At 64.4% G+C, this 24,294-nt stretch carries 27 protein-coding genes and 1 tRNA gene; 19 read left to right on the forward strand and 9 right to left on the reverse strand.

Annotated elements, in window-relative coordinates; translation table 11 throughout:
- The first annotated feature begins 20 nt into the window (after window positions 1-20).
- The gene (locus QOU61_RS15310) at window positions 21-1,487 is read left to right on the forward strand and encodes a catalase (RefSeq protein WP_289659745.1); all 1,467 of its coding nucleotides are present in this window, start codon (window positions 21-23) and stop codon (window positions 1,485-1,487) included.
- A gap of 148 nt (window positions 1,488-1,635) precedes the next feature.
- Here QOU61_RS15310 and QOU61_RS15315 read toward each other — a convergent pair whose 3' ends face one another.
- A complete protein-coding gene (locus QOU61_RS15315) occupies window positions 1,636-1,821 on the reverse strand; it encodes a hypothetical protein (RefSeq protein WP_289659747.1) in 186 nt (61 codons plus the stop codon).
- Between the two features lie 191 nt (window positions 1,822-2,012).
- On the opposite strand from QOU61_RS15315, the gene QOU61_RS15320 reads away from it, so the two are divergent.
- Entirely contained in the window at window positions 2,013-2,846 is an 834-nt protein-coding gene (locus tag QOU61_RS15320; RefSeq protein WP_289659749.1) for an outer membrane protein, read from the forward strand.
- Between the two features lie 249 nt (window positions 2,847-3,095).
- On the opposite strand, the gene QOU61_RS15325 is transcribed toward QOU61_RS15320, so the two are convergent.
- On the reverse strand, window positions 3,096-3,224 hold the full coding sequence (locus QOU61_RS15325) for a hypothetical protein (RefSeq protein WP_289659751.1): 129 nt from the start codon (window positions 3,222-3,224) through the stop codon (window positions 3,096-3,098).
- 185 nt (window positions 3,225-3,409) lie between these two features.
- Entirely contained in the window at window positions 3,410-3,868 is a 459-nt protein-coding gene (locus QOU61_RS15330) for a hypothetical protein (RefSeq protein ID WP_502876961.1), read from the reverse strand.
- 217 nt (window positions 3,869-4,085) lie between these two features.
- Between QOU61_RS15330 and QOU61_RS15335 the strand changes: the two genes are divergently transcribed.
- Window positions 4,086-5,657, forward strand: a complete 1,572-nt coding sequence (locus QOU61_RS15335) for a winged helix-turn-helix domain-containing tetratricopeptide repeat protein (RefSeq protein WP_289659753.1) — start codon at window positions 4,086-4,088, stop codon at window positions 5,655-5,657.
- 141 nt (window positions 5,658-5,798) lie between these two features.
- Here QOU61_RS15335 and QOU61_RS15340 read toward each other — a convergent pair whose 3' ends face one another.
- Together QOU61_RS15340 and QOU61_RS15345 are read right to left on the reverse strand one after the other, a co-directional pair.
- Complete coding sequence (locus QOU61_RS15340) at window positions 5,799-6,008, reverse strand: hypothetical protein (protein ID WP_289659754.1); 210 nt, start codon at window positions 6,006-6,008, stop codon at window positions 5,799-5,801.
- 84 nt (window positions 6,009-6,092) lie between these two features.
- Window positions 6,093-6,539 (reverse strand): hypothetical protein, encoded by a 447-nt coding sequence (locus QOU61_RS15345; protein ID WP_289659755.1) that lies wholly within the window; start codon window positions 6,537-6,539, stop codon window positions 6,093-6,095.
- 166 nt (window positions 6,540-6,705) lie between these two features.
- Between QOU61_RS15345 and QOU61_RS15350 the strand changes: the two genes are divergently transcribed.
- The 5 genes from QOU61_RS15350 to QOU61_RS15370 all read left to right on the forward strand — a co-directional run bounded on the left by QOU61_RS15350 (window position 6,706) and on the right by QOU61_RS15370 (window position 11,265).
- The gene (locus tag QOU61_RS15350; RefSeq protein WP_289659757.1) at window positions 6,706-7,299 is read left to right on the forward strand and encodes a TetR/AcrR family transcriptional regulator; all 594 of its coding nucleotides are present in this window, start codon (window positions 6,706-6,708) and stop codon (window positions 7,297-7,299) included.
- Window positions 7,300-7,591: 292 nt separating this feature from the next.
- Entirely contained in the window at window positions 7,592-7,789 is a 198-nt protein-coding gene (locus QOU61_RS15355) for a hypothetical protein (protein ID WP_289659759.1), read from the forward strand.
- Between the two features lie 67 nt (window positions 7,790-7,856).
- Entirely contained in the window at window positions 7,857-8,600 is a 744-nt protein-coding gene (locus QOU61_RS15360) for a hypothetical protein (protein ID WP_289659761.1), read from the forward strand.
- A gap of 640 nt (window positions 8,601-9,240) precedes the next feature.
- Complete coding sequence (locus QOU61_RS15365; protein ID WP_289659763.1) at window positions 9,241-10,755, forward strand: FAD-dependent oxidoreductase; 1,515 nt, start codon at window positions 9,241-9,243, stop codon at window positions 10,753-10,755.
- A 117-nt stretch (window positions 10,756-10,872) separates the two neighbouring features.
- On the forward strand, window positions 10,873-11,265 hold the full coding sequence (locus QOU61_RS15370; protein ID WP_289659765.1) for a RidA family protein: 393 nt from the start codon (window positions 10,873-10,875) through the stop codon (window positions 11,263-11,265).
- Window positions 11,266-11,305: 40 nt separating this feature from the next.
- Here the strand turns inward: QOU61_RS15370 and QOU61_RS15375 are convergent, their stop codons facing one another.
- The gene (locus QOU61_RS15375; RefSeq protein ID WP_289659767.1) at window positions 11,306-11,980 is read right to left on the reverse strand and encodes a hypothetical protein; all 675 of its coding nucleotides are present in this window, start codon (window positions 11,978-11,980) and stop codon (window positions 11,306-11,308) included.
- Between QOU61_RS15375 and QOU61_RS15380 the strand changes: the two genes are divergently transcribed.
- On the forward strand, window positions 11,955-13,181 hold the full coding sequence (locus tag QOU61_RS15380) for a CaiB/BaiF CoA transferase family protein (protein WP_289659769.1): 1,227 nt from the start codon (window positions 11,955-11,957) through the stop codon (window positions 13,179-13,181). The two genes, QOU61_RS15375 and QOU61_RS15380, sit on opposite strands and share 26 nt — an antisense overlap.
- Window positions 13,182-13,279: 98 nt before the next feature.
- Here the strand turns inward: QOU61_RS15380 and QOU61_RS15385 are convergent, their stop codons facing one another.
- A complete protein-coding gene (locus tag QOU61_RS15385; protein ID WP_289659771.1) occupies window positions 13,280-13,951 on the reverse strand; it encodes a TetR/AcrR family transcriptional regulator in 672 nt (223 codons plus the stop codon).
- 226 nt (window positions 13,952-14,177) lie between these two features.
- Here QOU61_RS15385 and QOU61_RS15390 point away from each other — a divergent pair, with 226 nt between their 5' ends.
- The 3 genes from QOU61_RS15390 (at window position 14,178) to QOU61_RS15400 (ending at window position 17,854) form a co-directional block, all read left to right on the forward strand.
- On the forward strand, window positions 14,178-15,413 hold the full coding sequence (locus tag QOU61_RS15390; RefSeq protein WP_289659772.1) for an acyl-CoA dehydrogenase family protein: 1,236 nt from the start codon (window positions 14,178-14,180) through the stop codon (window positions 15,411-15,413).
- Between the two features lie 140 nt (window positions 15,414-15,553).
- On the forward strand, window positions 15,554-16,612 hold the full coding sequence (locus tag QOU61_RS15395) for a phosphotransferase family protein (protein ID WP_289659774.1): 1,059 nt from the start codon (window positions 15,554-15,556) through the stop codon (window positions 16,610-16,612).
- A gap of 225 nt (window positions 16,613-16,837) precedes the next feature.
- A complete protein-coding gene (locus QOU61_RS15400) occupies window positions 16,838-17,854 on the forward strand; it encodes an FtsB/FtsL family cell division protein (protein WP_289659776.1) in 1,017 nt (338 codons plus the stop codon).
- Between the two features lie 104 nt (window positions 17,855-17,958).
- Here the strand turns inward: QOU61_RS15400 and QOU61_RS15405 are convergent, their stop codons facing one another.
- A complete protein-coding gene (locus tag QOU61_RS15405; RefSeq protein WP_289659778.1) occupies window positions 17,959-18,744 on the reverse strand; it encodes an SDR family NAD(P)-dependent oxidoreductase in 786 nt (261 codons plus the stop codon).
- Between the two features lie 145 nt (window positions 18,745-18,889).
- On the opposite strand from QOU61_RS15405, the gene QOU61_RS15410 reads away from it, so the two are divergent.
- A complete protein-coding gene (locus QOU61_RS15410) occupies window positions 18,890-19,594 on the forward strand; it encodes a histidine phosphatase family protein (RefSeq protein ID WP_289659779.1) in 705 nt (234 codons plus the stop codon).
- 30 nt (window positions 19,595-19,624) lie between these two features.
- Window positions 19,625-20,392: an SDR family NAD(P)-dependent oxidoreductase gene (locus QOU61_RS15415; RefSeq protein WP_289659780.1), complete on the forward strand. Its 768-nt coding sequence runs from the start codon at window positions 19,625-19,627 to the stop codon at window positions 20,390-20,392.
- A gap of 112 nt (window positions 20,393-20,504) precedes the next feature.
- Here the strand turns inward: QOU61_RS15415 and QOU61_RS15420 are convergent, their stop codons facing one another.
- Window positions 20,505-21,725: a serine hydrolase domain-containing protein gene (locus tag QOU61_RS15420; RefSeq protein ID WP_289659781.1), complete on the reverse strand. Its 1,221-nt coding sequence runs from the start codon at window positions 21,723-21,725 to the stop codon at window positions 20,505-20,507.
- 148 nt (window positions 21,726-21,873) lie between these two features.
- Here QOU61_RS15420 and QOU61_RS15425 point away from each other — a divergent pair.
- The 5 genes from QOU61_RS15425 to rplA all read left to right on the forward strand — a co-directional run bounded on the left by QOU61_RS15425 (window position 21,874) and on the right by rplA (window position 24,286).
- A tRNA-Trp gene (locus QOU61_RS15425) sits at window positions 21,874-21,949 on the forward strand.
- Window positions 21,950-22,279: 330 nt separating this feature from the next.
- Window positions 22,280-22,471 carry a preprotein translocase subunit SecE gene (secE, locus tag QOU61_RS15430; RefSeq protein ID WP_289659782.1) on the forward strand — a complete coding sequence of 64 codons (192 nt, stop codon included), beginning with the start codon at window positions 22,280-22,282 and terminating at the stop codon, window positions 22,469-22,471.
- Window positions 22,471-23,025, forward strand: coding sequence for a transcription termination/antitermination protein NusG (nusG, locus tag QOU61_RS15435; RefSeq protein WP_289659784.1), 555 nt, complete (start codon window positions 22,471-22,473; stop codon window positions 23,023-23,025). Before secE ends, nusG begins: the two co-directional genes overlap by 1 nt.
- A 134-nt stretch (window positions 23,026-23,159) precedes the next feature.
- Complete coding sequence (gene rplK, locus QOU61_RS15440; protein ID WP_289659786.1) at window positions 23,160-23,588, forward strand: 50S ribosomal protein L11; 429 nt, start codon at window positions 23,160-23,162, stop codon at window positions 23,586-23,588.
- 5 nt (window positions 23,589-23,593) lie between these two features.
- On the forward strand, window positions 23,594-24,286 hold the full coding sequence (gene rplA / locus QOU61_RS15445; RefSeq protein ID WP_289659787.1) for a 50S ribosomal protein L1: 693 nt from the start codon (window positions 23,594-23,596) through the stop codon (window positions 24,284-24,286).
- Window positions 24,287-24,294 lie beyond the last annotated feature (8 nt).

The raw sequence follows: 24,294 nt of genomic DNA on the forward strand, positions 1-24,294 counted from the left end.
CCAAAACTCAGGAACCTACGATGTCCAAAACGGAACGATTTACCAATGCCACCGGCGCGCCGGTCGCCGACAACACCAATATCATGACGGCCGGCCGGCGCGGCCCGGCGCTGCTGCAGGACATCTGGCTGATCGAGAAGATGGCGCATTTCGACCGCGAGGTGATCCCGGAGCGGCGCATGCATGCCAAGGGCTGGGGCGCCTACGGCACCTTTACCGTCACGCACGACATCACCAGCTACACCAGGGCCAAAATCTTTTCCAAGATCGGCAAGCAGACCCCGATGTTCGCCCGGTTCTCCACCGTCGCCGGCGAGCGCGGTGCCGCGGACGCCGAGCGGGACATCCGTGGCTTCTCGCTGAAGTTTTACACCGAGGAGGGCAACTGGGACATCGTCGGCAACAATACCCCGGTGTTCTTCTTCCGCGATCCGCTGCGCTTCCCCGACCTCAACCACGCGATCAAGCGCGACCCGCGCACCGGCCTGCGCAGCGCGGACAATAACTGGGATTTCTGGACCCTGTTGCCCGAAGCGCTGCACCAGGTCACCATCACCATGTCCGACCGCGGCATCTCGAAGAGCTTCCGTCACATGCATGGCTACGGCAGCCATACCTTCTCGATGCTCAATGCCGCCAACGAGCGGGTCTGGGTCAAGTTCCATTTCCGCACCCAGCAGGGAATCCAGAACCTCACCGACGCCGAGGCCGAGGCCCTTGTCGCCAAGGATCGCGAAAGCCACGGCCGCGACCTGCTCAACGCGATCGAGGCGGGCGACTTCCCGCGTTGGAAGCTCTTCATTCAGGTGATGACTGAAGCCCAGGCGAAAACTCATAAGCACAATCCCTTCGACCTGACCAAGGTCTGGCCGCAGGCGGAGTATCCGCTGATCGAGGCCGGCGTGATGGAGCTCAACCGCTACCCGGACAACTACTTCGCGGAAGTCGAGCAGGCCGCCTTCTCGCCCGCCAACATCGTGCCCGGCATCGGCTTTTCGCCCGACAAGATGCTCCAGGGCCGGCTGTTCTCCTATGGCGACACCCAGCGCTACCGGCTTGGCATCAACTTCAACCATATCCCGGTCAATGCGCCGAAATGCCCGTTCCAAAGCTACCACCGCGACGGCAAGATGCGCACCGACGGCAATCTCGGCGGGACGCTTACCTTCAATCCCAACAGCGCCGGACTCTGGGATAACCAGCCCGATTTCGACGAGCCGCCGCTGCCGATCGAGGGCGAAGCGGCGCACTGGGACCACCGCGTCGACGATGACCATTGGGAGCAGCCCGGCAACCTGTTCCGGAAGATGACCCCGGCGCAGCAGCAGGTGCTGTTCGAGAACACGGCGCGCGCGATGGGCGACGCGAGGACGCACATCAAGCAGCGTCACGTCGACAATTGCACCAAGGCCGATCCGGCCTACGGCGCAGGCGTCGCCAAGGCGCTAGGACTCAAATTCAAGCCGCAGGTGATCGCCGCCGAGTAGGATAGACCTGAACCACGCTCGCGTGGTGTCGAACAGCATGAGTGTCGGGGATTGCTAATTCAACGCGGCGGGTTAGCGCCCGTCGCGGCCTGATGCCGGCTTCTCGGACGCGGCGTTGCCCGGGTTCAGCCGGTTTCAGGTGCCTGGCTTAGGCCATCCAGTCCCCGGTGCCGATCTTGACCGCCACGTCCGCGCCGAGCGCGGCGTGGGGCCATGCCCCATTTTTCGCGCTGCCGGGCACGCCGAAAAAATAGGCCAATCGACGGCTTAGGACGTTCTTTTCCAATTTCGAATGAGCCCATGGGAGGACTTCGATCCTCTCGTCGCCGCCCATCGCCTGGCTCCGATGGGCGGTCGCGGCACGCTCAGTGTGACCTGCCACGTTCCGCGAATTCCACACCCGTTGCGAATGTAGACGACTGTTGCCCTTCGGTGACGGGCAAGATGGGTATCCAAGTGTAGATTTGTCCCGACCGAAGTTTTCGAATCCTTATTTTTTGCATTCTCATTTTCAAGGACACTTTCATGAAAAGACTTGGACTGAAGGTCGCTGCCGCGCTTTTGATGTTCGCTGGCGCTGCTTCTGCCGCTGATTTGCCGGCCCGTACCTACACGAAGGCGCCGCCGCCCATCGCACCCGTCACTAACTGGACGGGATTCTACGTCGGTATCGACGGAGGCTACGGCTGGACCAACAACACCGGGAATGGGACTTTCTTTACGCCCGCGGGGATTCCATTCGGTCCCGGCACCGCGGCGCCTCCCGGCAACGTGGCAAAGGCGCAGGGCGGCCTCGCCGGCGGCACCGCCGGCTACAATTGGCAAACCGGCGCGATCGTTTGGGGTATCGAGACCGATATTCAATGGTCTGACATCAAGGGTTCGGGATCGGTCATTGACCCTTGCTGCAGTCCCACGTTCCCGGGACCGAACGGCGTGTATAGCGCGTCGCAGAACCTGACCTGGTTTGGCACGACGCGCGGCCGCGTTGGCTGGCTGGCTACTCCCAACCTCCTGCTCTTTGCGACCGGCGGCGCGTTCTACGGCCACGAGAATGTGTCGTCGACCATCTTCTTCCCCGCATCGGGCTTTATGTATCCGGCGTCCAACAGCACGACGCGCGTCGGCTGGACGGTTGGCGGCGGTTTCGAATATCTCTTCGCCAGCTCTTGGTCCGCCAAGGTTGAGGGCCTCTACTACGACATGGGGAACATCAACAGTTCATTCACCTGTCCGGCCGGCGTCGCGACCTGCACCGTCGGCTTCACCCAGACTGGCACGTTCGCTTTGCATGGAGCAATCGTGCGCGCCGGTCTGAACTGGCACTTCAACCCCGGCCCGGTTGTCGCAAGGTACTGATGCGCACGGCTCAGGTTTGAGCAAAACAAAAAAGCCCCGGCGCTCGGCCGGGGCTTTTCTTTTCGCCAAGAGCACAGAGCCTATTCGGACGGGGATCCTTCAGGCTGACTCGAAACGTACAGCGCGACAATTCCTGTCAGCGCTTCACCGCTTCGCACGCGAGCCCATTTCGCACCAACTCCCTACCGACGAGTACGGCGAAGAGAATCCAGAAAGAAGCTGCGCCGGAGTGAGCCAGCCCATCGTTCGTCATCCGAAGAAGAGCACGTATCCGCCCAGAATGAGCACGTCGAACCATTCGGAAAACGGTTGGACATTTGTCGCCAGCAGCAACGATGCGAGCAGCACGCCGAGCAGAAACAATTGAAACTTGTACATGGACTTCCTCCGAGAGAATTCGCGCCTGATGTGAGCGATCCGCGCACGGACGCGTCGCAGGAGCGCGTCACGCCAAGGCATGAGCCATGGTCGGCCCACGAAGCGCGCGCCAAAGCGCCGATTGCGGAGCCGGCCGACGATCGCCGGCGTGTCTGCGGAACAGCGACCGTGCGCCGAACCGGTCGCTACTTCGCCGGCGCCTGATCGCAGGACACCGTCGGATTCATGTCGGCGAACGTGCCGTGCGGATTCGATCTCCAGGCCCAGACGTGCAGCTCGTAGAACGGGCCGGGGCCGTAGCGATTTGGCGCGTTGGTGAAATTGAAGAGCTGCCCCTCGAGCGAGGCGGGTCCTTTGGAAGCGATGTATTCGACCGCGATCAGCTCCATTTTGCCGTCGGTTTTCGGCTCGTACATGATCGCTTGCGGGCGCTCGATATCAACGCTGTCGCCGATCAGCGAGGCGTTGACATAGTGCACCCCCATCGCGCCGCCATCGGCGCCGCCGGCGCAAGGTATCGGAGTGTAACCTTCCGAAACGGCGACAGCGACGTCCTTGAAACGGTCGTTGGCGAGACGCACATGATCGGAAAGCGTGTGGCCGCCATCCGCCACGGCGGCGGTTCCAATTGCAGAGAGCGACAGGTAAGCGAGCCTTGCGGCCCAAGCCCAGGAAACGAGACGCAATTTTGTTCTCCTGATTTGATGCCCCGGCGGCAGCGTCACGAAGCGAGTGCCTCGAGTGCAGCGTGTTGTCCGAGGAGGGCAGGAGATATCGGGGGCCGTGGCAAAAGACTTTGCGGTAAGCTTTGCTTTCGCGCTAGATCTGCTTGATTTTTGATCGAGAAGGCTTTGTCGTCGCGTGCAATTTACCTTTGGCGATCACGCGCTTGACACTGACAAGCGGGAGCTGCGCCGCTCCGGCGAGCCGATTGCTGTCGAACCTCAGGTTTTTGATCTCTTGATCTACCTGATCCAGAACCGCGACCGCGTCGTCAGCAAGGATGACCTGTTCGCGGAAGTCTGGGGCGGCCGTATCGTCGCGGACTCGACGCTCGCTACCCGCATCAACGCCGCGCGCAAGGCGATCGGCGACAGCGGGAACGAGCAGCGGCTGATCCGCACGATTGCCCGCAGGGGCGTCCGGTTTGTCGGCGACGTGCAATCTCGGGAAGCAGCAATCGAATTTGCGCAAGCTGCCGATCCATCGCTCGACGAGCGCCTTTTCGCGGGCCAGGCCGGGCCGCCGTCGGACCGGCCCGCGATCGCGGTGCTTCCCTTCGTCAATATGAGCGGCGAGGCGGAGCAGGAGTATTTTTCCGACGGGATCAGCGAAGACATCATCACGGCCCTGTCGAAGCTGCGCTGGTTCTTCGTCATCGCGCGCAACTCCTCATTCGCCTACAAGGGCAAGTCCGTCCACATCAGGCAGATCGCCAAGGAGCTCGGCGTCGACTACGTCATCGAAGGGAGCGTGCGCAAGGCGGGCGAACGCATCCGCATCGCCGTTCAGCTCAACGACGTCACGACCGGCAGCCATCTCGGGGCGGAGCGGTACGATCGCGAGGTCGCCGGCGTCTTTGCCGTGCAGGACGAGATAACCGAAGCGATTGTCGCCACGATCGAGCCTCAGCTCTACGCCGCGGAGAATTTTCGCGCGCGGCGCAAGGCGCCCGAGAGCCTCGACGCATGGGACCTGGTGATGCGCGCGCTGTCCCATTTCTGGCGCATGACCCGCGAGGACAATTTTGCGGCCCAGGCGCTATTGGAGCGGGCCATCGCGCTTGATCCGAACTATGCGCAGGCGCATGCCGTGCTCGCGGTCAGCCATACGTTTGGTGCTCACATGGGCTGGCAGGATGCCGCAACCGCGACGCCAATCGCCGAACGCGCGGCACTGGCGGCGGTGCGAGCCGACGGCGAGGACCCTTGGGCGCATCTCGCGATGGCCGCCGCCTGTTCCTATCTCGGACGTCTTGACGATGCGCTCGCCGCGTATGAACTGGCGCTGCGTCTCAATCCCAACTTCTCGCTGGCGCAGGGCTATTATGGCCTGGTGCTGTCGTGGACCGGGCGCGGGCGCGAAGGCACCGAAGCCGTGCGGCGCGCGCTCAGGCTTTCTCCGCGTGATCCCTTGTCGGCAATCTATTATGGCGTTGCAGGCTACGCCGCGTTCGTGGAGGGAGATTACAGCCAAGCGATCCGGCTGTGTCGCGAGAGCGTTCGGCAGCGCAACGATTTTGTCGGCGGCTACCGCGTGCTTGCGGCGGCCGCCGGAATGGCCGGCGAAACGGAGCTCGCGATCGCCGCGCTGCGGGAGTTGCGTCGCGTCCAGCCCAACATCTCGCTCGCCTGGATCGGGAGCCAGTTGCCGTTCCGGGCAGAGCAGCGCGAGCGCTTTCTGGAAGGTTTGCGGCGCGCAGGGCTCGATTGAAGCGGTGCGAGATCGCGCAGCGAAGGGGCCGCCCGCTGCTGTTCTGGTCGCAGCCGCAGGATGCGCGTCGGCCACGGCACGTCAAGCGAAGCGCTGCCGTTCCGGTCGAAAATACGAGAGCCGTCGGACGCTCAGGGCGCCCTATTTCTTGCACAGCCCCTTGGCTTTGCGCTCCTCCATCGACTGCAGGCACCACGACGAGCACCCGCAACTGGCGGTGGCGCACTTTTTCGTACACGCATTGAGGCAGGCATTAAGATCGCAATTGACGGCCAGCGCCGGCGGCGCCAAGGCGGCGGACAGCCCGTAGACGAACATCATGAACAGGAACGCCAGGAAAATACGTGGCATGGCAAATCTCCAGCAATAGACAACGTATTGAAATGCGCGTCTGTCACTCTACCACAGCCGTACCCTTGGTGAAGCACCAAGCCCTCACGCCGAGCCGCGCGCGAAGAAGGCGACGAGCAGGCCGAAGCCGAGCATCGCCACGAGGTTGCCCGTGAAGGTCCACGCCGTGAACGGCGGGATGCGGCCGATCTCCGACAGCGGCACCACCGCGTAGTTCATCACCAGGAAGACGCCGACGCCGTAGGCGAGGCCGCCTGCGATCCAGTACGGCTTGAGCTCGGGGATGCGGTTGCTGGCGAGCACGTAGAGTGCGGCGATGATCAGCGACATCACCCATTGCAGCACGAGGCCCAGCAGGACCGCGGGGAGGCCGCCCTGAAACGACGCCTTGCCGAGCACGCCGCTTGCGATCACGAGCAGGATCGCGAGCGGGTTTATGCCATTGATCAGCGCGGCCGCGCCGATATCGAGCGTGCCGGCGATCAGGCCGGCAAGAAGGATCGCGATCGGAGTGGAGAATGACATGACCATGGCAAGGCTCCGCTTGGCTGAGGCGCAAGGGAAGGCACGCGCGCAACCGGTCGCGGCGCCGCCGCCATTGCCCTTGTGCCTGGTTTTAGTGTTGACTGTATAGATCGATACATACAATCTGTCAACGCGCGCCGGCGGTGTTTGAGAGCGCGGGAAGGATGAGGCGATGAACGACACCCGGGAACGGCTCTTGATCACAGGCGAAAGGCTGTTCCGCACCCAGGGCTATTCGGGCACCGGCCTGAAGCAGCTCGCGCAGGAGGCCGAGGCGCCGTGGAGCTCGATGTATCACTTCTTTCCGGGCGGCAAGCAGCAGCTCGGCGCCGAGGTGATCCGCTTCGCCGCCGAGCGCTATGCGGCGCTGATCGCGAAGGCCTTCGCTGCCTATCCCGATCCCGCCGATGCGGTGGCCGCTGCGTTCAAGGCCGAAGCAAAGATCCTTGCTGAATCGAATTTTCGCAACGGCTGCCCTGTCGCCGCGGTGACGCTCGACGTTGCCAGCACGGTCGAGGAGTTGCGCGAGCCCTGCGCGGAAGCCTTTGGTCTGTGGATCACGACGATTGCGCAAGGTCTCGCCGCGGGCGGCTTGCCGGCGAAGGACGCGCGCGAGCTCGCAAGCCATGTGCTGTCCTCGCTGGAGGGGGCCATCCTCCTGAGCCGCGCCGAGAAGAGCGTGGCGCCGCTGGAGCGCGCTTCCGCCTTCGTGGTGCCGGCGGTGCGGGCGAGGCTGCAAGCGAGGGGACGGAACAACCGCCGGTAGCGGCGCTTTCACCGGTCATCGCGTGATGACAAATTGGCGGGACCGTCGCGCATCGCCGCGACGTTGTGATGCTCGGTGCAGGTGACAGGAAAGTCTGGTCGCCGTCGTGCGCCGGCTTGAACACATTCCTTCGCAACCATGCCGATGGCATTGTCGCAATGGAACTCGTCGTGTCCTTTCTGCAACATTCGCCAACAAAGCGTCGCGAGCATTGATGGTTGGGTCGCTACTCATTGTCGCATAATGAATGCCGGGTTATTTTAACTGACCTCAAGTGGCGGTGGAGATTCCAGTGTTGAAATACATCATCCTAGGTGCCGCATCGCTGGCCTTTGTCGGAACAGCTTTTGCGGCGGACTTGCCTCATCCGCAGCCGGTCGTGCAGAGCGGACCAATCGGCAAGTTTCCGGTCGGAAAATACCCTGTCGGCAAGTACCCCGTGGGCAAATACCCTGTCGGCAAGGGTCCGGTCGTCACAACCAGGGGTTAGTCCGAGGATCGATTGATGCCCCCGGCCTTCCAGGCTGGGGGCGGTCGTCTGGCCACGGACTACACCTATGACATCGGCCGTCTTGGCTGCACGAGGGCGTGAAAAAGTGATGACGGTAGCTCGAAGAAAATCCGCCCTGCGGTTTGTTCTCGGCGTTGGTGTGCTTGCAGCTGCGGTGGGCTCCGGATTCGGAAGCGCCAACGCACAACAACTTGCTGCGCGGACCGATCAGCAGAAGCAGAGCAGCGCGCCAAGAGTCAGGCCCGGTACAGCCACGGCCTCTGCTTCCCCAAGCGCCTCACCCACCACACCAGATGTAAAGCCGGTCCGAGGATCTGCCTCCAAAGGACCATACTATGTGGATTTTCGCGCCCGCACGGCAGCATCTTACGGGCATGCATTTGTTTGGTACGGCAAGACAACGGAAAAGCAGGTCGAGGTTGCCGGTCTGCATCCGAAGGGGGAAATGCTGCCGTACATGATAGGACACCTGACGTTTGTGCCCGCTGAAACGGGCGCAAGCTATGGTGATCTCGACGAGCAATATTTGACGGCGAGCTATCGAGTTTACTTGAGCGAGGCCGACGCCAAACGGGTCTTCGCCTATATCAAGCATCTTCAGGCTACCTCGCCGTTATGGAATGTGGAGACGACCAACTGCACTTTTTTCATCGGTCGCATAGCCAGCTATATGGGATTGAAGACGCCAATCCATTTTTTGATGATGCCTGAACAATACGTAAACCTCCTCAAGTCGCTGAACGACGGGCGTCAAACGGTGCGCCTGGATCCCGCCACCCAGGATTTTTGACCTGCGCGTACCGAAAACTTGAACCCCGGGCGTAGTGGTGATGGAGACCGCGAGGATCGGGGACAATGTGGTGCTGCCGCTCCGCTGAGCCGGCCGAGGGCATAGAGCAGGTCGAAACCGATCGTCGCGACGACGAAGAAGTCCATGGCGGCAAGCTCTGGCGCATGGTTGCGCAGGAAGGTCCGCCATCCTGGCTGGGTGGCCCCCCCGTTTCACGATGTGCTCGGCGACGCTCGACTGCGCGATCTCAAACCCGGCTTGAGCAGTTCGCCGTGGATGCGCGGCGCGCTCCAAAGCGGGTTGTCCATGCTCATCCGCCGGATCAGCGCACGCGGCCTAGCCTCGATCTGCGGCCGACCTCCCAAAGATCGTGACTTGCAGCGCCAACGGCAGCGAAAGCCTGAGCGGTGCCAGCGGACGAGCGTCTCGGGCCGGATGAAGGTAAGAACCTGAAGGATCGGCGGAAACGAGCGGTAAGGACGATCGGGAACCAGCGACCATGGTTCGTGAGCCGGCCGCGACGATGCCTTGCCTTGATCTGCCGTCGGTTCTTCGGGAACTTGTTTCGCCCCAGGCCGTCCACTTAACGTCGTTCGCTTCATCGGGGATAGTGAGGATACGCCGAGAGGAGAAAACCGTCATGAGCGAGCAAAAGAAGCCGAGCGGACCGGACCTGACCCAGGGCGTGATGCTTGCCGAGTTCGCCGACGGCAAGCTGCTCGGCCATGTCGGAGACGACGAGGTGCTCCTGGTGCAGCTCGGCGCCGAGGTGCTGGCGATCGATCCCTATTGCAGCCACTACCACGGCCCGCTCGCGGAGGGGTTCGTGGTCGGCGACACGATCCGCTGCCCCTGGCACCATGCCTGCTTCTCATTGCGCAGCGGCGAGGCGGTTCGGCCGCCCGCGCTGAGCGACCTTGCGGTCTGGCAGGTCGAGCACGAACGGGACAGGATCTTCGTGCGGCGCAAGCGCGAGGTCTCGCGCGCCGCTCCCCGTCATACGGCTGCGCCCGGCAGGATCGTGATCGTTGGCGGCGGCGGCGCCGGATTTGCAGCCGCCGAGATGTTGCGGCGGGAGGGGTTTGCCGGCGCCATCACCATGCTCAGCGACGATGCCGCGCCGCCAGTCGATCGGCCCAACCTGTCCAAGGATTATCTGGCGGGAAGCGCGCCCGAGGAGTGGGTGCCGCTGCGCCCGGACGATTACTACCGGGAGGCGGGCATCGACCTCAGGCTCAATACGGCTGTCGCCGCGATCGATGCGAAGGGCCGCAGCGTCGCGCTGGCCGACGGCGGCGCGGTGCCGTTCGACCGGCTCTTGCTCGCAACCGGCGCTGAACCCGTGCGCCTGCAAATCGCAGGCGCCGACCAGCCGCATGTGCGGACGCTTCGCACGCTCGCTGACAGCCGCGCGATCATCGCGGCGGCCGAGGGCGCGAAGCGGGCGCTGGTGATCGGCGCGAGCTTCATCGGGCTCGAGGCGGCCGCATCCCTGCGCGCCCGCAATCTCGAGGTTCACGTCGTCGCTCCCGAGCTGCGGCCGATGGAGCGTATCCTCGGCGCCGAGATGGGCGACTTCGTGCGCGCGCTGCATGAGGAGCACGGCGTCATCTTTCATCTGCAGGACACGGTGGCGCGAATTGACGGCAAGCGCGCGTTCCTGAAGGGCGGCGGCACGATCGAGGCCGATGTGGTCGTCGTCGGAATCGGCGTGCGGCCGCGCGTCTTGCTTGCCGAGCAGGCCGGACTTGCGACCGACCGCGGCGTCACCGTCGATGCCCAGCTCGAGACCAGCGCGAGCGGCATCTTCGCCGCCGGCGACATCGCGCGCTGGCCCGATCCGCACAGCGGTGCCAACATCAGGGTCGAGCACTGGGTCGTCGCCGAACGGCAGGGCCAGACCGCGGCGCGCAACATGCTGGGGCAGCGCGAGCGCTTCGATGCCGTGCCGTTCTTCTGGAGCCAGCATTACGACGTGCCGATCAACTATGTCGGGCATGCCGAGAAATGGGACGAGATCCGGATCGACGGCAGCATCGCGAACCGGGACTGCCTCGTCGAATACCGCGTCGACGGCCGCGTCATGGCGGTGGCCTCGATCTATCGCGACCTCGCGAGCCTCAAGGCCGAGCTGGCGATGGAGCGAAGCGGCTAGGGAGCGCTTTGCCTGCGCGCTACGCCGATTTTCAGGCAACGACACTTCGGCCAGCGCCGAAGCATGTGGTGCTCCGGCCGTGCTTGAGTGCATCCCGATCCCTCTGGAGGCATAGCCATGAAACGGGAAGTCGTGCGCGTCGAGCCGTATTCCACCTACCTGGAGCGCTGGAACGCGCCGGCGTCACCGGTGACGCGCGCCGGCAACATGATCTTCGTCTCTGGCCTGCCGCCGTTCGACCCCGAGACGGGCGAGATCATCCGCGCGCCGATCGAGCGCCAGACCGAGCTCGTGCTGGCGCAGCTCGGGCGCTGCCTTCAGGCCGCCGGCGCGTCTTTCGACAATGTGATGAAGTGCAACATCTTCTGCACCTCGGCGGCGTATTTCCCGGTCGTCAATGCGATCTATGCCCGGCACTTTCCGAAAGATCCGCCGGCGCGCATCTATGTCTGCATCCCCGAATGGACCGGACCGTTCGACATCGAGATCGACTGTATCGCGATGGTGTAGAGGCGGGCGGGGCGCCTGGCAGGCGACTCAGCAGAACGCGTCAGGCGGTGACGTCCAAGACCTGGCCCTGCTTGTCCGCGTTCTTCTCGAGCTGCTCCTTGATCAGTTGCTCGATCTTCTGCTCGACGGCCTTCTGCTGCTCGGGAGGCATCGACTTCAACTGGTCTTCGGTGAGCCCCATGCTTTTGAGAATATTGGCGCGCAGCCGCTCCATCGGGCTCATTTTGGCGTAGTTGAGAAACGCCTGCTCGACGCTGTCATCTTGCGAAGGGACGGCGGTCAACGACGCCGTCGCGCCGCTGCCGCTCGTCGAGCCGATCGGGCTCGGATTGCGCGTGCCGAGCAGCCCTGAGGTGAGGGAAGGTATTTGCATTGTGCACTCCGTCGCCGGCCAGCAAGCAACGGGCGTGCCATCAGCGGCGTGAGGCAAAAACGCCTTGTTTTGCAGCGGCTGGGTCGGGAAACGGCCGCACGCAGAATTTTTTGCCCGGTGAAATTTTTCTCGTTGCGCAATTTCTTCCGGCCGGCGTGCGCTGGCAGGGTTCCGTGAACCGGCATCCAGCGGCGTCAGGCGGGTAGCGGCATGCCGCGAACGCAGTGCACGGCATGCCAAAATGGTGTATCGGCAAAGGGTGAGCGCGGTGAGGCATTCCCGCGCCACCCCCACGCCGAAAAGCCCGGAGGAACGCATGTCGGCCTTGCCGCTCTCAGGCATCAAAGTTCTTGATCTGACGCGCGTGCTCGCGGGGCCCTTGTCGGCGCAGATGCTGGCGGATCTCGGCGCCGACGTGATCAAGATCGAGCGGCCCGGCACCGGCGACGACGCGCGCGCCTTCGGACCGCCCTACCTTGCCGACCCCGAGGGCAGGGCGAACAACAACAACTCGTTCTACCTCTGCGCCAACCGCAACAAGAAGTCGATCACCATCAACATCGCCGATCCCGAGGGGCAGGCGATCGTCCGCGAACTCGCCAGGAGTGTCGACGTCTTCATTGAGAATTACAAGGTCGGCGATCTCCAGCGCTATGGCCTCGACTATGAATCGATCCGCGCGGTCAATCCCGGCATCATCTATTGCTCGGTCACGGGCTTCGGGCAGACCGGCCCCTACGCGCCGCGCGCCGGCTACGACGCGATCTTCCAGGCGATGGGCGGGCTGATGAGCGTCACCGGCCACATTGACGGCGAGCCCGGTGCCGGTCCCATGAAGGTCGGCCCCTCCATCGTCGACTACATGACCGGCATGAACAGTTCGATCGGCATTTTGGCCGCGCTCTATCACCGCAAGGTCAATGGCGGGGAGGGGCAGCACATCGACGTCTGCCTGTTCGACACCGTGATCGCCTCGCTGTCGCATTACGCGCAGATCTATCTCGTCAACGGCAAGACGCCGCCGCGCCGCGGCACCTGGGGCAATGGCGGCATGCCGGCGGGCGTGTTCCGCTGCGCCGACGGCGAACTGATGCTGGTGGTCGGCAACGACGCGCAGTTTGCGCGCGCCTGCGACGTGCTCGGCGAGCCGGAGCTCGCGACCAACCCGAAATTCGTCAGGAATAACGACCGCGTCGCGCACGGCAAGGAGATCATGGCGATCTTCGCCGGCCTGTTTTTGAAGAACAAGGTCGCCTACTGGCACGACGAGCTGGAGAAGGCCGGCATTCCCTGCGGTCCGGTCAACGATTTTGCGCAGGTGTTCGCCGATCCGCATGTGCGCGAGCGCGGCATGGAGGTCAAGGTCAACCATCCCTTCGAGCCTCAGCTCTCGCTGATCCGCAACGCGCTGAGTTTTTCCGCGACCCCCATCACCGACTATCGCGCGCCGCCGCTGCTCGGCGAGCACACGGTCGAGGTGCTGGCCTCGATCGGCTATGACGAGGCGAAGTGCGAGATGCTGAAGAACGAGGGCGTGATCTAGCCTTTCACGCGCTTGAATTGATTTGCGGCAACGGTTGTTGGCTCACCCTCCCCTCGAGGGGGAGGGTGGGGTCTCGGTAGACCTCGATCAATAACGCGTCAGGCCCCTGCGGCGACCCCGGCGGCCGCGCGCGGCTTTTCCTTCGCAGCTCCTTCCGTCAGCGCCATCGTCGCGACCCTCACGATGCGCTCGATCACATCATCGACGTCGTCGAGGTTGCATTGGCCGTCCGACAGTTTTAGGAGCCGCTCGCTGTCGCGTACGGTCTGGTGCGCCATGGCGAGCGCGAAGTGCAGGCCCCAATAGAGCTCGACCTCGTCGCGCTCCGGCAGCGCCCGGCGCAACGCGGCGGTGAACTTGCGCAAATGGTCGATCTCGCGGTTCTTGATGCGGTGGATCGGCGGCACCGCCTCGATCGAGGCGCGGATCATGAAGCGCGCCGCCGCCGAGTGCTCGGAGGCCGCGCCCAGCGAGCCGCGCAGCGCCGGTCCCACCAATGCACGCAGGATGTCGGCGACCTCGGCGTGGTCGCCGCCCTTTTCTTCCGCCGCGCGCAACTGGCGTAACCGCTCGCGGTTCAGCGCCAGGCTGCGGGTGACGAACAGCTCCGCGATCAGCTCGTCCTTGGAACCGAAGTGATAGTTCACAGCCGCGAGGTTGACCTCGGCTGCCGCCACGATGTCGCGCAGCGTCACCTCGCCGAAGCCGCGCTCGGCATAAAGCCGCTCGGCGGCGGCGAGGATGGCGCTGCGGGTGCGGTCGCTCGGCATGATCAGGGGTCCCGTTTTCGGGCGTTGCATTTCAAACAATTGTATGAAACTATCGTTTGAAGACGGGAAAATGTCAATCCGCATCGCAAGGCGCGGATCGGCGGCCCGGTCCCGCGGCCGCGATGTCACGGAGTCGTGACGGCTCTTGCGGCCGGCAGATGGCGGGCAGAAAGTGCCCGCCAAAGAATTCGTTCAGCCAGTGAGCAAGCCAAGCGAGGAGCGCCCCATGGATTTCACGATGTCGGACAGGCAGAAGGAATGGCTAAGCCGAGTGCAGTCCTTCATGACCAAGCACGTTCGTCCCGCGGTGCCGATCTACCAGCAGCAGGACGCCGAAGGCGCGCGCTGGAAGGTCATCCCGATCCTGGAAGATCTGAAGAAGAAGGCGCGGGCCGAGGGCCTCTGGAACATGTTCCTGCCGCCGTCCTCGCATGAGGACGAGGAATTCCGGGGCGCGGGATTGACCAACCTCGAATATGCGCCGCTCGCCGAGGAGATGGGCCACATCGGCTGGGCCTCGGAAGTCTTCAATTGCTCGGCGCCCGACACCGGCAACATGGAAGTGCTGATCCGCTACGGCACCAAGGAGCACAAGCGGCAGTGGCTGCGCCCGCTGATGGACGGCGAGATCCGCTCCGCCTTCCTGATGACGGAGCCGGCGGTGGCGTCCTCCGACGCCACCAATATCGAGACGCGGATCGAGCGCGACGGCGACCACTATGTTGTCAACGGCCGCAAATGGTGGTCGTCGGGTGTCGGCGATCCCCGCTGCAAGATCGCGATCGTGATGGGCAAGACCGATCCGAAGGCGCCGCGCCACCAGCAGCAGTCGCAGATCCTGGTGCCGCTGGATGCCAAGGGCATCACGGTGGAGAAGATGCTGCCGGTGTTCGGCTACGACGATGCGCCGCACGGTCACGCCCAGGTGCTGATGGAGAACGTCCGCGTGCCCGCCAGCAACATCCTGCTCGGCGAGGGCAGGGGTTTCGAGATCGCGCAGGGGCGGCTCGGCCCGGGCCGCATCCATCACTGCATGCGCACCATCGGCAAGGCCGAGGAGGCGCTGGAGAAGATGGTGAAGCGGCTCTCCTCACGCACCGCCTTCGGCAAGAAGATCATCGAGCACTCGGTGTGGGAGCAGCGCATCGGCGAGGCCCGCACCGATATCGAGATGAACCGGCTTCTGTGCCTCAAGGCCGCCGACATGATGGACAAGGTCGGCAACAAGACCGCGCAGCTCGAGATCGCCATGATCAAGGTCGCCGCGCCCAACATGGCGCTCAAGATCATCGACCACGCGATCCAGGCCTTCGGCGCCGCCGGCGTTTCCGATGACGCGGGCCTTGCGCGCGACTACGCCTCGATGCGCACCATGCGGCTCGCCGACGGTCCCGACGAGGTGCATAACCGCGCCATTGCCAGACTTGAACTTCGGAAGTATGCAAACTCTCCGATGAACTAAGAGAGGGAGAGCGCGGATAGCGCTCTCTTTGCCGTCATTCCGGGATGGTCCGAAGGACCAGACCCGGAATCTCGAGATTCCGGGTTCGATGCTGCGCATCGCCCCGGAATGACGGATCAGAAAATCGGGGGAGCGTCAGCGTGGCCGAGGGCGTCAGGAAGGACGAGGAGTTTTCGGGCACCAAGCCGGTCGAGGAGCGGCATCGCTTTGACGAGCTGCGCCTCGATGGCTGGATGCGCGAGCATGTCGAGGGCTATGCCGGCCCGCTGGTCGTGCTGCAGTTCAAGGGCGGCCAGTCCAATCCGACCTACCGGCTCGACACGCCCGGCCGTTCCTACGTGATGCGCCGCAAGCCGTTCGGCAAATTGCTGCCGTCGGCGCATGCGGTCGACCGCGAATTCCGCGTCATCGACGCGCTCGGCCGGCAGGGCTTTCCGGTCGCGAAGGCCTATGCGCTCTGCACCGACGATGCCGTGATCGGCGCCGCCTTCTACATCATGTCGATGGAGGAGGGGCGGGTGTTCTGGGACCCGACGCTGCCGGCCCAGCCGCCGGAGGCGCGGCGGAAAATCTTCGAAAGCAAGATCGAGACGCTGGCCAAGCTGCACTCGTTCGATCCCGAGAAGATCGGCCTTGGCGATTTCGGGCGGCCCGGCAACTATTTCGCACGCCAGGTCGATCGCTGGACCAAGCAGTATCGTGCTTCGGAGACCCAGCACATCCCCGAGATGGAGAAGCTGATCGAGTGGCTGCCGCGCACGCTGCCTGAGCAGAAGCGCGTCTCGATCGTGCATGGCGACTACCGGCTCGACAACATGATCTTCCACGCCACCGAGCCGCGGGTGCTGGCGGTGCTCGATTGGGAGCTATCGACGCTCGGCGATCCCATGGCCGATTTCACCTATCTTCTGATGCAATGGGTCATGCCGGGATTGGCCGGCGCCGATTTCAAGGCGCTCAACATTCCGACCCAGGAAGAGGCGGCACGGGTCTATGTTGACGTCACCGGCATGGCGATGCCGGATTTGAACTGGTACTTCGCCTACAACCTGTTTCGGCTTGCCGGCATTACGCAGGGCATTGCCGGCCGCATCCGCGACGGCACCGCGGCAAGCGCCAAGGCCATGGAGTCGGCGAAGCGCACCGTGCCGCTGTCGAAGGCATCCTGGGAATACGCGCAGAAGGCCGGCGCGGTGTAAGACAAGGAAGCGCGAGACAGGTGGCTCGCGCTTTTTTGTTGCGCGATGCCTCGCGCCAAGGCGGGTTCCTTCGGGCCTGTATAGCCTCATAACCTCCATGCTCTCGCCATGCTTTGGTCAAACCGGGCTTGTGTGTGATGGGCAGGGCAGAACGTGATCGAGCCGGCGCTGGTCCGCCGGCCGTCCCCGATCGCGGGTGACATTGGACTCGAGCAGGAAGCGCCAATGCAATTCACGCAGAACCTGAAAGACGATCCGCACGACGTGCTGGTGTTGACGCCCGACGTCGTTCTCGCCGCGCGGCAGGACGTTTCGCGCGCCGACAAGATTTCCGAGATCGAAAGCGTATTGGCGAGCGCCGGCCGCGCCCCCGATGCGCGGGCGCGCGCGGCCGCCGATTTCTCCGCCGGCCCGTCGGTGCCGCCGGTCGACACGACGTTTCGCGCGACCGATGTCCGCGGCGCAAGGCGCGGTTCACGCTCCGGCTTCCGCACCTGGGCGGCGCGCGCGGCTGTCGGCTTCATGTTCGCGCTGGTCAGCGCGATCGGCGCCGCCGCCTGGCACACCCATGGCGGGGCGGCGAGGCAGATGATCGCCACGTGGATTCCGCCGCTCGCGCTGATCGCGCCGTCCGAGAGCCAGGCCGCGCCGGAGCCGGATCAGCCTGCGGCGCAGGCCGCTGCAGCAACCTCCGATGCGCCGTCGCAACCGGCCGCCGCGACCGACGCCAGTGCGGATGCGACGCCAGCCGCCGCGCCAGGCCCTTCGACGTCAAGCACTTCGACGTCAAGCGCTTCCACCTCGAATGCTCCTGCTTCGAGCGCGTCCGCCTCCACCGCCACGCCAGCCGCGGCAGCGCCTGCGGCCGACCAGGGGTCGCAATTGCAGTCGATGTCGCGCGATCTGGCGGCCGCGACGCAGCAGATCGAGCAGCTCAAGGCCAGCATTGCCGAGCTCAAGGCAACGCAGGAAAAGATGTCGCGCGAGATCGCCAGGGCCGATGCAAAGGCCGATGTGAATGCGCGGCCGAAGGCCGCGCCGCGCCCGGTCGCCGCGGTGGCGCCGCCCGTGCACCGGCCGATGCCGCAGACCTATACTTACCGGCCTGCGCAGGCCGCCGCCGCGCCGATGCCGCCGCCGCAGACCATTGCGCCCGCGCCTTACGTGCCGCCACCGCCGCCGCAGGCACCGCTCGATCCCGAGCTCGCTTCCGTGCCGCGGCCGCCGATGCCGGTGCGCTAGCAGGCCACAACGTCATTGCGAGGAGTGCAAGCGACGAAGCAATCCAGTCTGCTCGTGACCGGATTGCTTCCTTTCGCTTGCAATGACGGCGGAGGCGCCGCCGCTCACACCGGCTTGCCGGCATACGGCATCGAGGCGGTGAGGCCGCCATCGACCGGGAATGCCTGGCCGTTGACATAGGACGCCTCGTCGCTCGCCAGGAACAGGCCCATCGCCGCGATCTCGTGCGGCTGGCCGGCGCGCTTCAGGGGATTGAGCTGGCCGATCTTGTCCTCGGTGCCGCGATCCTTGGCGCGATCGAAGATCGGTTTGGTCATGCCGGTCTCGATCAGCCCCGGACACACCGCGTTGATGCGCACGCCGGTGCCGGACAGCGAATAGGCCGTCGTCTGCACCAGGCTGATGACGCCGGCTTTGCTTGCGGCGTAAGGATGCCCGCTGGCGCCGGCCTTCAGCCCCGCGACCGACGCGGTGCAGACGATCGAGCCCGCGCCTTGCCGGATCATGTGCACCATCGCGTGCTTCACGGCGAGGAACGGACCGATCAGGTTGATGCGCAGGATTTCCTGCCAGTGCTCCGCCGTCTGCTCGGCGAGCGGGACCAGCCCTCCGCTGATCCCGGCGTTGGCCCAGATCGCGTCCAGCCGGCCATATTTTTCGACCGCCGCGCCGATGAAGTCGATGACGTCCTTCTCCGAGCCGGCATCGGCGATCACGGCCTCGGCCTTGCCGCCGGCCTTGCGCACGGCGTCGGCCGTCTCCCTGACGGCCTCGCTGCGATCGACCGCGATCAGCCTGGCGCCTTCCTTCGCAAACAGCAGCGAAGCCGCGCGCCCGATGCCGCTGCCGGCGCCGGTGATGACGACCGATTTGTCCTGAAGGCGGCCCATATGCGTCTCCCTGGATTGTGCTGCGAGCGGTCGCGAAAGTGATCCCGCTACGCGGAATTCAAACAGGATTCCAAACAGCGAAGTGACTTGAGGCGATACAAGCTCTGACGTACAGCGACAGCACGGAGAAGGGAAGGGCGTCGCGATGACCAGTGAAGATCGGCCGAATGTCGTCACGACGCGATGGTGGTGGGTGCGTCACGCGCCGGTGCGCAGCGACGGCGGCAACATCTACGGCCAGACAGACATCGCCTGCGATACCAGCGATCGCGAGGTGTTCGAGGCTGTTGCCAAGATCCTGCCGCGCGATGCGGTCTGGGTCGCCAGCAACCTGATGCGTACGCATCAGACCGCGGAAGCGATCTGGGCCGTGGGTTTTCCGAAGCCGACCCAGATGGCCAGGGAAAAGGCCTTCGCCGAGCAGCATCTCGGGCAATGGCAGGGCACGAACCGGGCCGCGTTCCTCGCGTCCCGCCCGGCCGGCAGCCACTGGTTCGCCGATATCAACGAGCCGGCGCCGGGCGGCGAAAGCTTCATGGACCTCTACAATCGCACCAGGGGCGCGATCGAACGTGTCATGACTGAGCATGCGGGCCGCGACGTGATCGCCGTGGCCCATGGCGGCACCATCAAGGCCGCGGTCGGGCTCGCGCTCGACGGCCAGCCGGAAAAAGGCCTCGCCTTCGATATCGACAATTGCTCGGTGACGCGGCTCGACCATTTCGCAAGCCCCGGCCGCTCGATCTGGCGGCTTCCCTTTGTGAACCAGCAGCCATGGATCGCGGACGCAAGGCACGCCGCGATGCATCAGCCGGCGGGACCTGAAGTGACGACCAGCAAGCTTGCGTGAGTCTGAAGCAACAACGATCGGGAGGAAAACATGAGTCTGTTCGATATGTCCGGCAAGGTCGCTGTTATCACCGGCTCGACGCGCGGCATCGGCCGCGCCATCGCCGAACGCATGGCCGAGCACGGCGCCAAAGTCGTGATCTCCTCGCGCAAGGCCGATGTCTGCGATCAGGTCGCAAAAGAGATCAATGACAAGTTCGGCAAGGGCAAAGCGGTCGCGATCGCGGCAAACATTTCAAGCAAGGAAAACCTGCAGCACCTCGTCGACGAGAGCAACCGCGCCTTCGGCAGGATCGACGTGCTGGTCTGCAACGCGGCGTCGAATCCCTATTACGGGCCGCTCGCCGGCATTTCCGACGACCAGTTCCGCAAGATCCTCGACAACAACATCGTCGCCAACAACTGGCTGATCTCGATGGTGGTGCCGCAGATGATCGAACGCAAGGACGGCTCGGTCATCATCGTGTCCTCGATCGGCGGCCTCAAGGGCTCGACCATCCTCGGCGCCTACGCGATCTCGAAGGCCGCCGACATGCAGCTCGCGCGCAATCTCGCCTGCGAGTACGGCAAGCACAATATCCGCGTGAACTGCATCGCGCCGGGCCTGATCAAGACCGATTTCGCCAAAGCCTTGTGGGACAATCCGGAGAACCTGAAGGCCTCGACCGCGCGCTCGCCGCTGTTGCGCATCGGCATTCCCGACGAGATCGCAGGCGCTGCCGTGTTCCTGGGCTCGAAGGCCGGCGACTTCATGACCGGCCAGACCATGGTGATCGACGGCGGCGCCACGATCAGTTGAGGCGGAGCGTCATTCCGGGGCGTTCGCCTCTGGCGAACGAACCCGGAATCCCGAAGTCAAGGCGCGAGATTCCGGGTTCGCGCTCACGCGCGCCCCGGAATGACCCTTCGGCTCACTCCACCGCGGCGTAGACCAGATTGCGCACCAGCGTGCGGGTGTATTCGCGCTGGCCGGGGCCCTGCGACATGAACACGGCGAACAGCTCCTCGGCCGGATCGATCCAGAAGAACGTGCCGCCGATGCCGCTCCAGAAGTACTGGCCGACCGAGCCGGGAAACGGCGCGATGCCTCCTTGCGTGCGCACGGCAAAGCCGAGGCCGAAGCCATGACCTGCGGATAGCAGCGTGCCGTTGATCTTCACCCGCGGCCCGAGATGGTCTGACGCCATCAGCGCGAGCGTCTTGCGGCCGATGATGCGCGCGCCGTCGAGCTCTCCGCCATTGAGCAGCATCTGGCAGAAGCGCGCATAGTCCATGGTGGTGGAGACGAGCCCGCCGCCGCCGGATTCCATCGCGGGCCTGTCCAGCATGTTGAAGAGCTGCACCGGCTCATCGGTCCAGGGATCGGCCGGGAACGGCTCGGCGAGCCGGGGGGCGTTCTCCGATCCGGTGTGGAAACCGGTCTCCGTCATCTGCAGCGGTGCGAGGATGCGCTCGGTCAGGAAGGCGCCCAAGGGTTTGCCGCTGACCACCTCGAGGATGCGGCCGAGGATGTCGGTGGAGCGGCTGTAGTTCCATTCCGCGCCGGGCTGGCAGATCAGGGGCAGGCTCGCGACGAGCGCGGCGTGCTCTTGATTGGTGATCTTGCGGCTGCGCAGCCGCGAGTTCTGGTAGAGCTGCTGCACGAGGCCGTTGCCGGTGTGGTCGTAGGTGATCCCGGACGTGTGGCGCAGCAGGTCCTGGATCGTGATCGGTCGCGCGAGCGGCACGAGCTCGAGCTTGCCGTTGCTCTCGACGCCGACCTTCTGGTCGGCGAATTCCGGGATGAACTTGGCGAGCGGGTCGCTCAGCAGGAGGCGGCCTTCCTCCAGCAGCATCATGATGCCGACCGAGACGATCGGCTTGGTCATGGAGAAGATGCGGAAGATGGAATCGCGCGCCATCGGCGCTGACGTCGCCGGATTTTGCCGGCCGATGGTGTCGAACCAGCCGATCTGCCCCTTGCGTGCGACCAGGATGGTCACGCCAGGCAGGGTTCCCTTGTCGATCTCGCGCCGGAAGGCGTCGGACATGGCCTGCAGCCGCGCCGGCGAAAGCCCAAGCGAGGCGGGCTTGGCCTGGGGCAGGGAAGGTGTCTGCGGAACGGTGGCGCGGCTGGCGGTTTGGGCGTCCATGATCTTCCCGACCTCTCCTTGTTGCAGGACGAGAACTGTGACGGACAAGTTTCGGATTGAACAGGTCGCGCGGCGCTAAGCGCCCTTGCATTGGGGCGGTGCCCTATGCTTGAAACGGCGCGGATCGAAGCGGCGCGTCGGTCCATGCAGGAGTGTAGCTCAATTGGTAGAGCACCGGTCTCCAAAACCGGGGGTCGCAGGTTCGAGCCCTGCCACTCCTGCCAGCTAAATCAAGGGGTTACGCGAGACGGCGAGACCTCTTCTTGCGGAAGAAGATGCAGCCGAGGCCGTGCGCTTTGAACGCCGTTGGTCGCCGGCAGGTGGTTGCCGCGTCGTCCAATACCTTGACCTTTTGCCGGTCTCGCAGTAGATACCCGCCACCTGCTGCCGGCCCGCTTTGCTGCGGATCTCCGGCGCGGCGTTAACAAATCCCCGGACAAACGAGCTCTGTTGGTAGCTCACCTTCAAGCGAGGGTTGGGCAAAGGTCGGCTGTCCGGATTCCCAAGGCTTTGATGAATTCGTTCCCCCTGGGACGGATATGGACTGCTCAACGATGGCTTTCAGCCCGTTCAAATTCCTGCAGGAAGTGCGCTCGGAGACCGCCAAGGTCACCTGGCCGACCCGCCGCGAGACCACGATCACCACGATCATGGTGTTCGTGATGGTTGCGCTCGCCTCCATCTTCTTCTTCGCCGCGGATCAGGTCATCCGCTACGTCGTCACTCTGTTGCTGGGCATCCACTGATGGCAAACGCAGCAATCCAGACCGCGGACAAGCGCTGGTACATCGTCCACGCCTATTCGAACTTCGAGAAGAAGGTCGCGGAATCGATCCGCGAGCAGGCCAAGCAGCGTGGGCTCGAGGAGCTGTTCGAGCAGGTGCTGGTGCCGACCGAGAAGGTCACCGAGGTGCGCCGCGGCCGCAAGATCGACGCCGAGCGCAAGTTCTTCCCGGGCTACGTGCTGGTGAAGATGAAGCTGACCGACGAGGCGTTCCATCTCATCAAGAACACGCCGAAGGTGACCGGCTTCCTCGGCGCCGAGAACAAGCCGATGCCGATCTCGGAAGCCGAAGCCATGCGCATCCTGCACCAGGTGCAGGAGGGCGTGGAGCGGCCGAAGGCGTCGGTGTCGTTCGAGATCGGCGAGAACGTGCGGGTGGCCGACGGGCCGTTCGCTTCCTTCTCGGGTGTGGTAGAGGAAATCGACGAGGCGCGTTCGCGCGTGAAGGTCGCGGTTTCGATCTTCGGCCGCGCCACGCCGGTCGAACTGGAATTCGGTCAGGTCGAGAAGGTCTGACCGGCAGCACGCGAAGCCTCGGCTTCGTGTGAAGAGAGGCCGTGGGAGGAGAGGGCGGTTAGCCAGCCGCACTCGAACCGGACCACGGAACCTGAAACCGCCGGCGATGTGACCGGCACAACAGGAGTGTGAGAATGGCAAAGAAAGTGACCGGATACCTGAAATTGCAGGTGCCGGCGGGTGCGGCCAATCCGTCGCCCCCGATCGGTCCCGCGCTTGGTCAGCGCGGTCTCAACATCATGGAGTTCTGCAAGGCGTTCAACGCGCAGACCCAGAAGGAAGAGAAGAACACCCCGATCCCGGTGGTCATCACCATCTATGCGGACCGTTCCTTCACCTTCGAGATGAGGACGCCGCCGATGTCCTACTTCCTCAAGCAGGCGGCCAAGATCCAGTCCGGCTCGAAGGCGCCGGGCCGCGACAAGGCCGGCAAGGTGACGAAGGCGCAGGTGCGCGAGATCGCCGAGAAGAAGATGAAGGACTTGAATTGCGACTCCATCGAAGCGGCCATGAAGATGGTCGAGGGCTCGGCCCGCTCGATGGGCCTGGAAGTTGCGGGGTAAGCGCCATGACAATTGGAAAGCGTTTGAAGAAGGCCCGCGATGGTGTTGACCGCACCAAGCTTTATCCGCTCGACGAGGCCATCAAGATGGTCAAGGAGCGGGCGAAGGCGAAGTTCGACGAGACGATCGAGATCGCGATCAATCTCGGCGTCGACCCGCGTCACGCCGACCAGATGGTGCGCGGCGTGGTCAACCTGCCGAACGGCACCGGCCGCACGTTGCGCGTCGGCGTGTTCGCGCGAGGCGCCAAGGCGGAAGAAGCCAAGGCCGCGGGTGCCGACGTCGTCGGCGCCGAGGACCTGGTCGAGAGGGTGCAGGGCGGCAACATCGACTTTGACCGCTGCATCGCCACCCCCGACATGATGCCGCTGGTCGGCCGGCTGGGTAAGGTGCTCGGTCCGCGCGGCATGATGCCGAACCCGAAGATCGGCACGGTGACGATGGACGTCACCAACGCGGTGAAGGGCGCCAAGGGCGGCTCGGTCGAGTTCCGGGTCGAGAAGGCCGGTATCGTGCAGGCCGGTGTCGGCAAGGCCTCGTTCTCCGAGGACAAGCTGGTGGCCAACGCCAAGGCGCTCGCGGATGCGGTCGCCAAGGCCAAGCCGGCCGGCGCCAAGGGCACCTACATCCAGCGCGTCGCGGTGTCCTCGACCATGGGGCCGGGCGTGAAGGTGGAACCGAGCTCGATCCTCGGCTGAGGATTTGA

It is taken from the genome of Bradyrhizobium sp. NP1, assembly GCF_030378205.1.
Classification (GTDB): Bacteria; Pseudomonadota; Alphaproteobacteria; order Rhizobiales; family Xanthobacteraceae; genus Bradyrhizobium.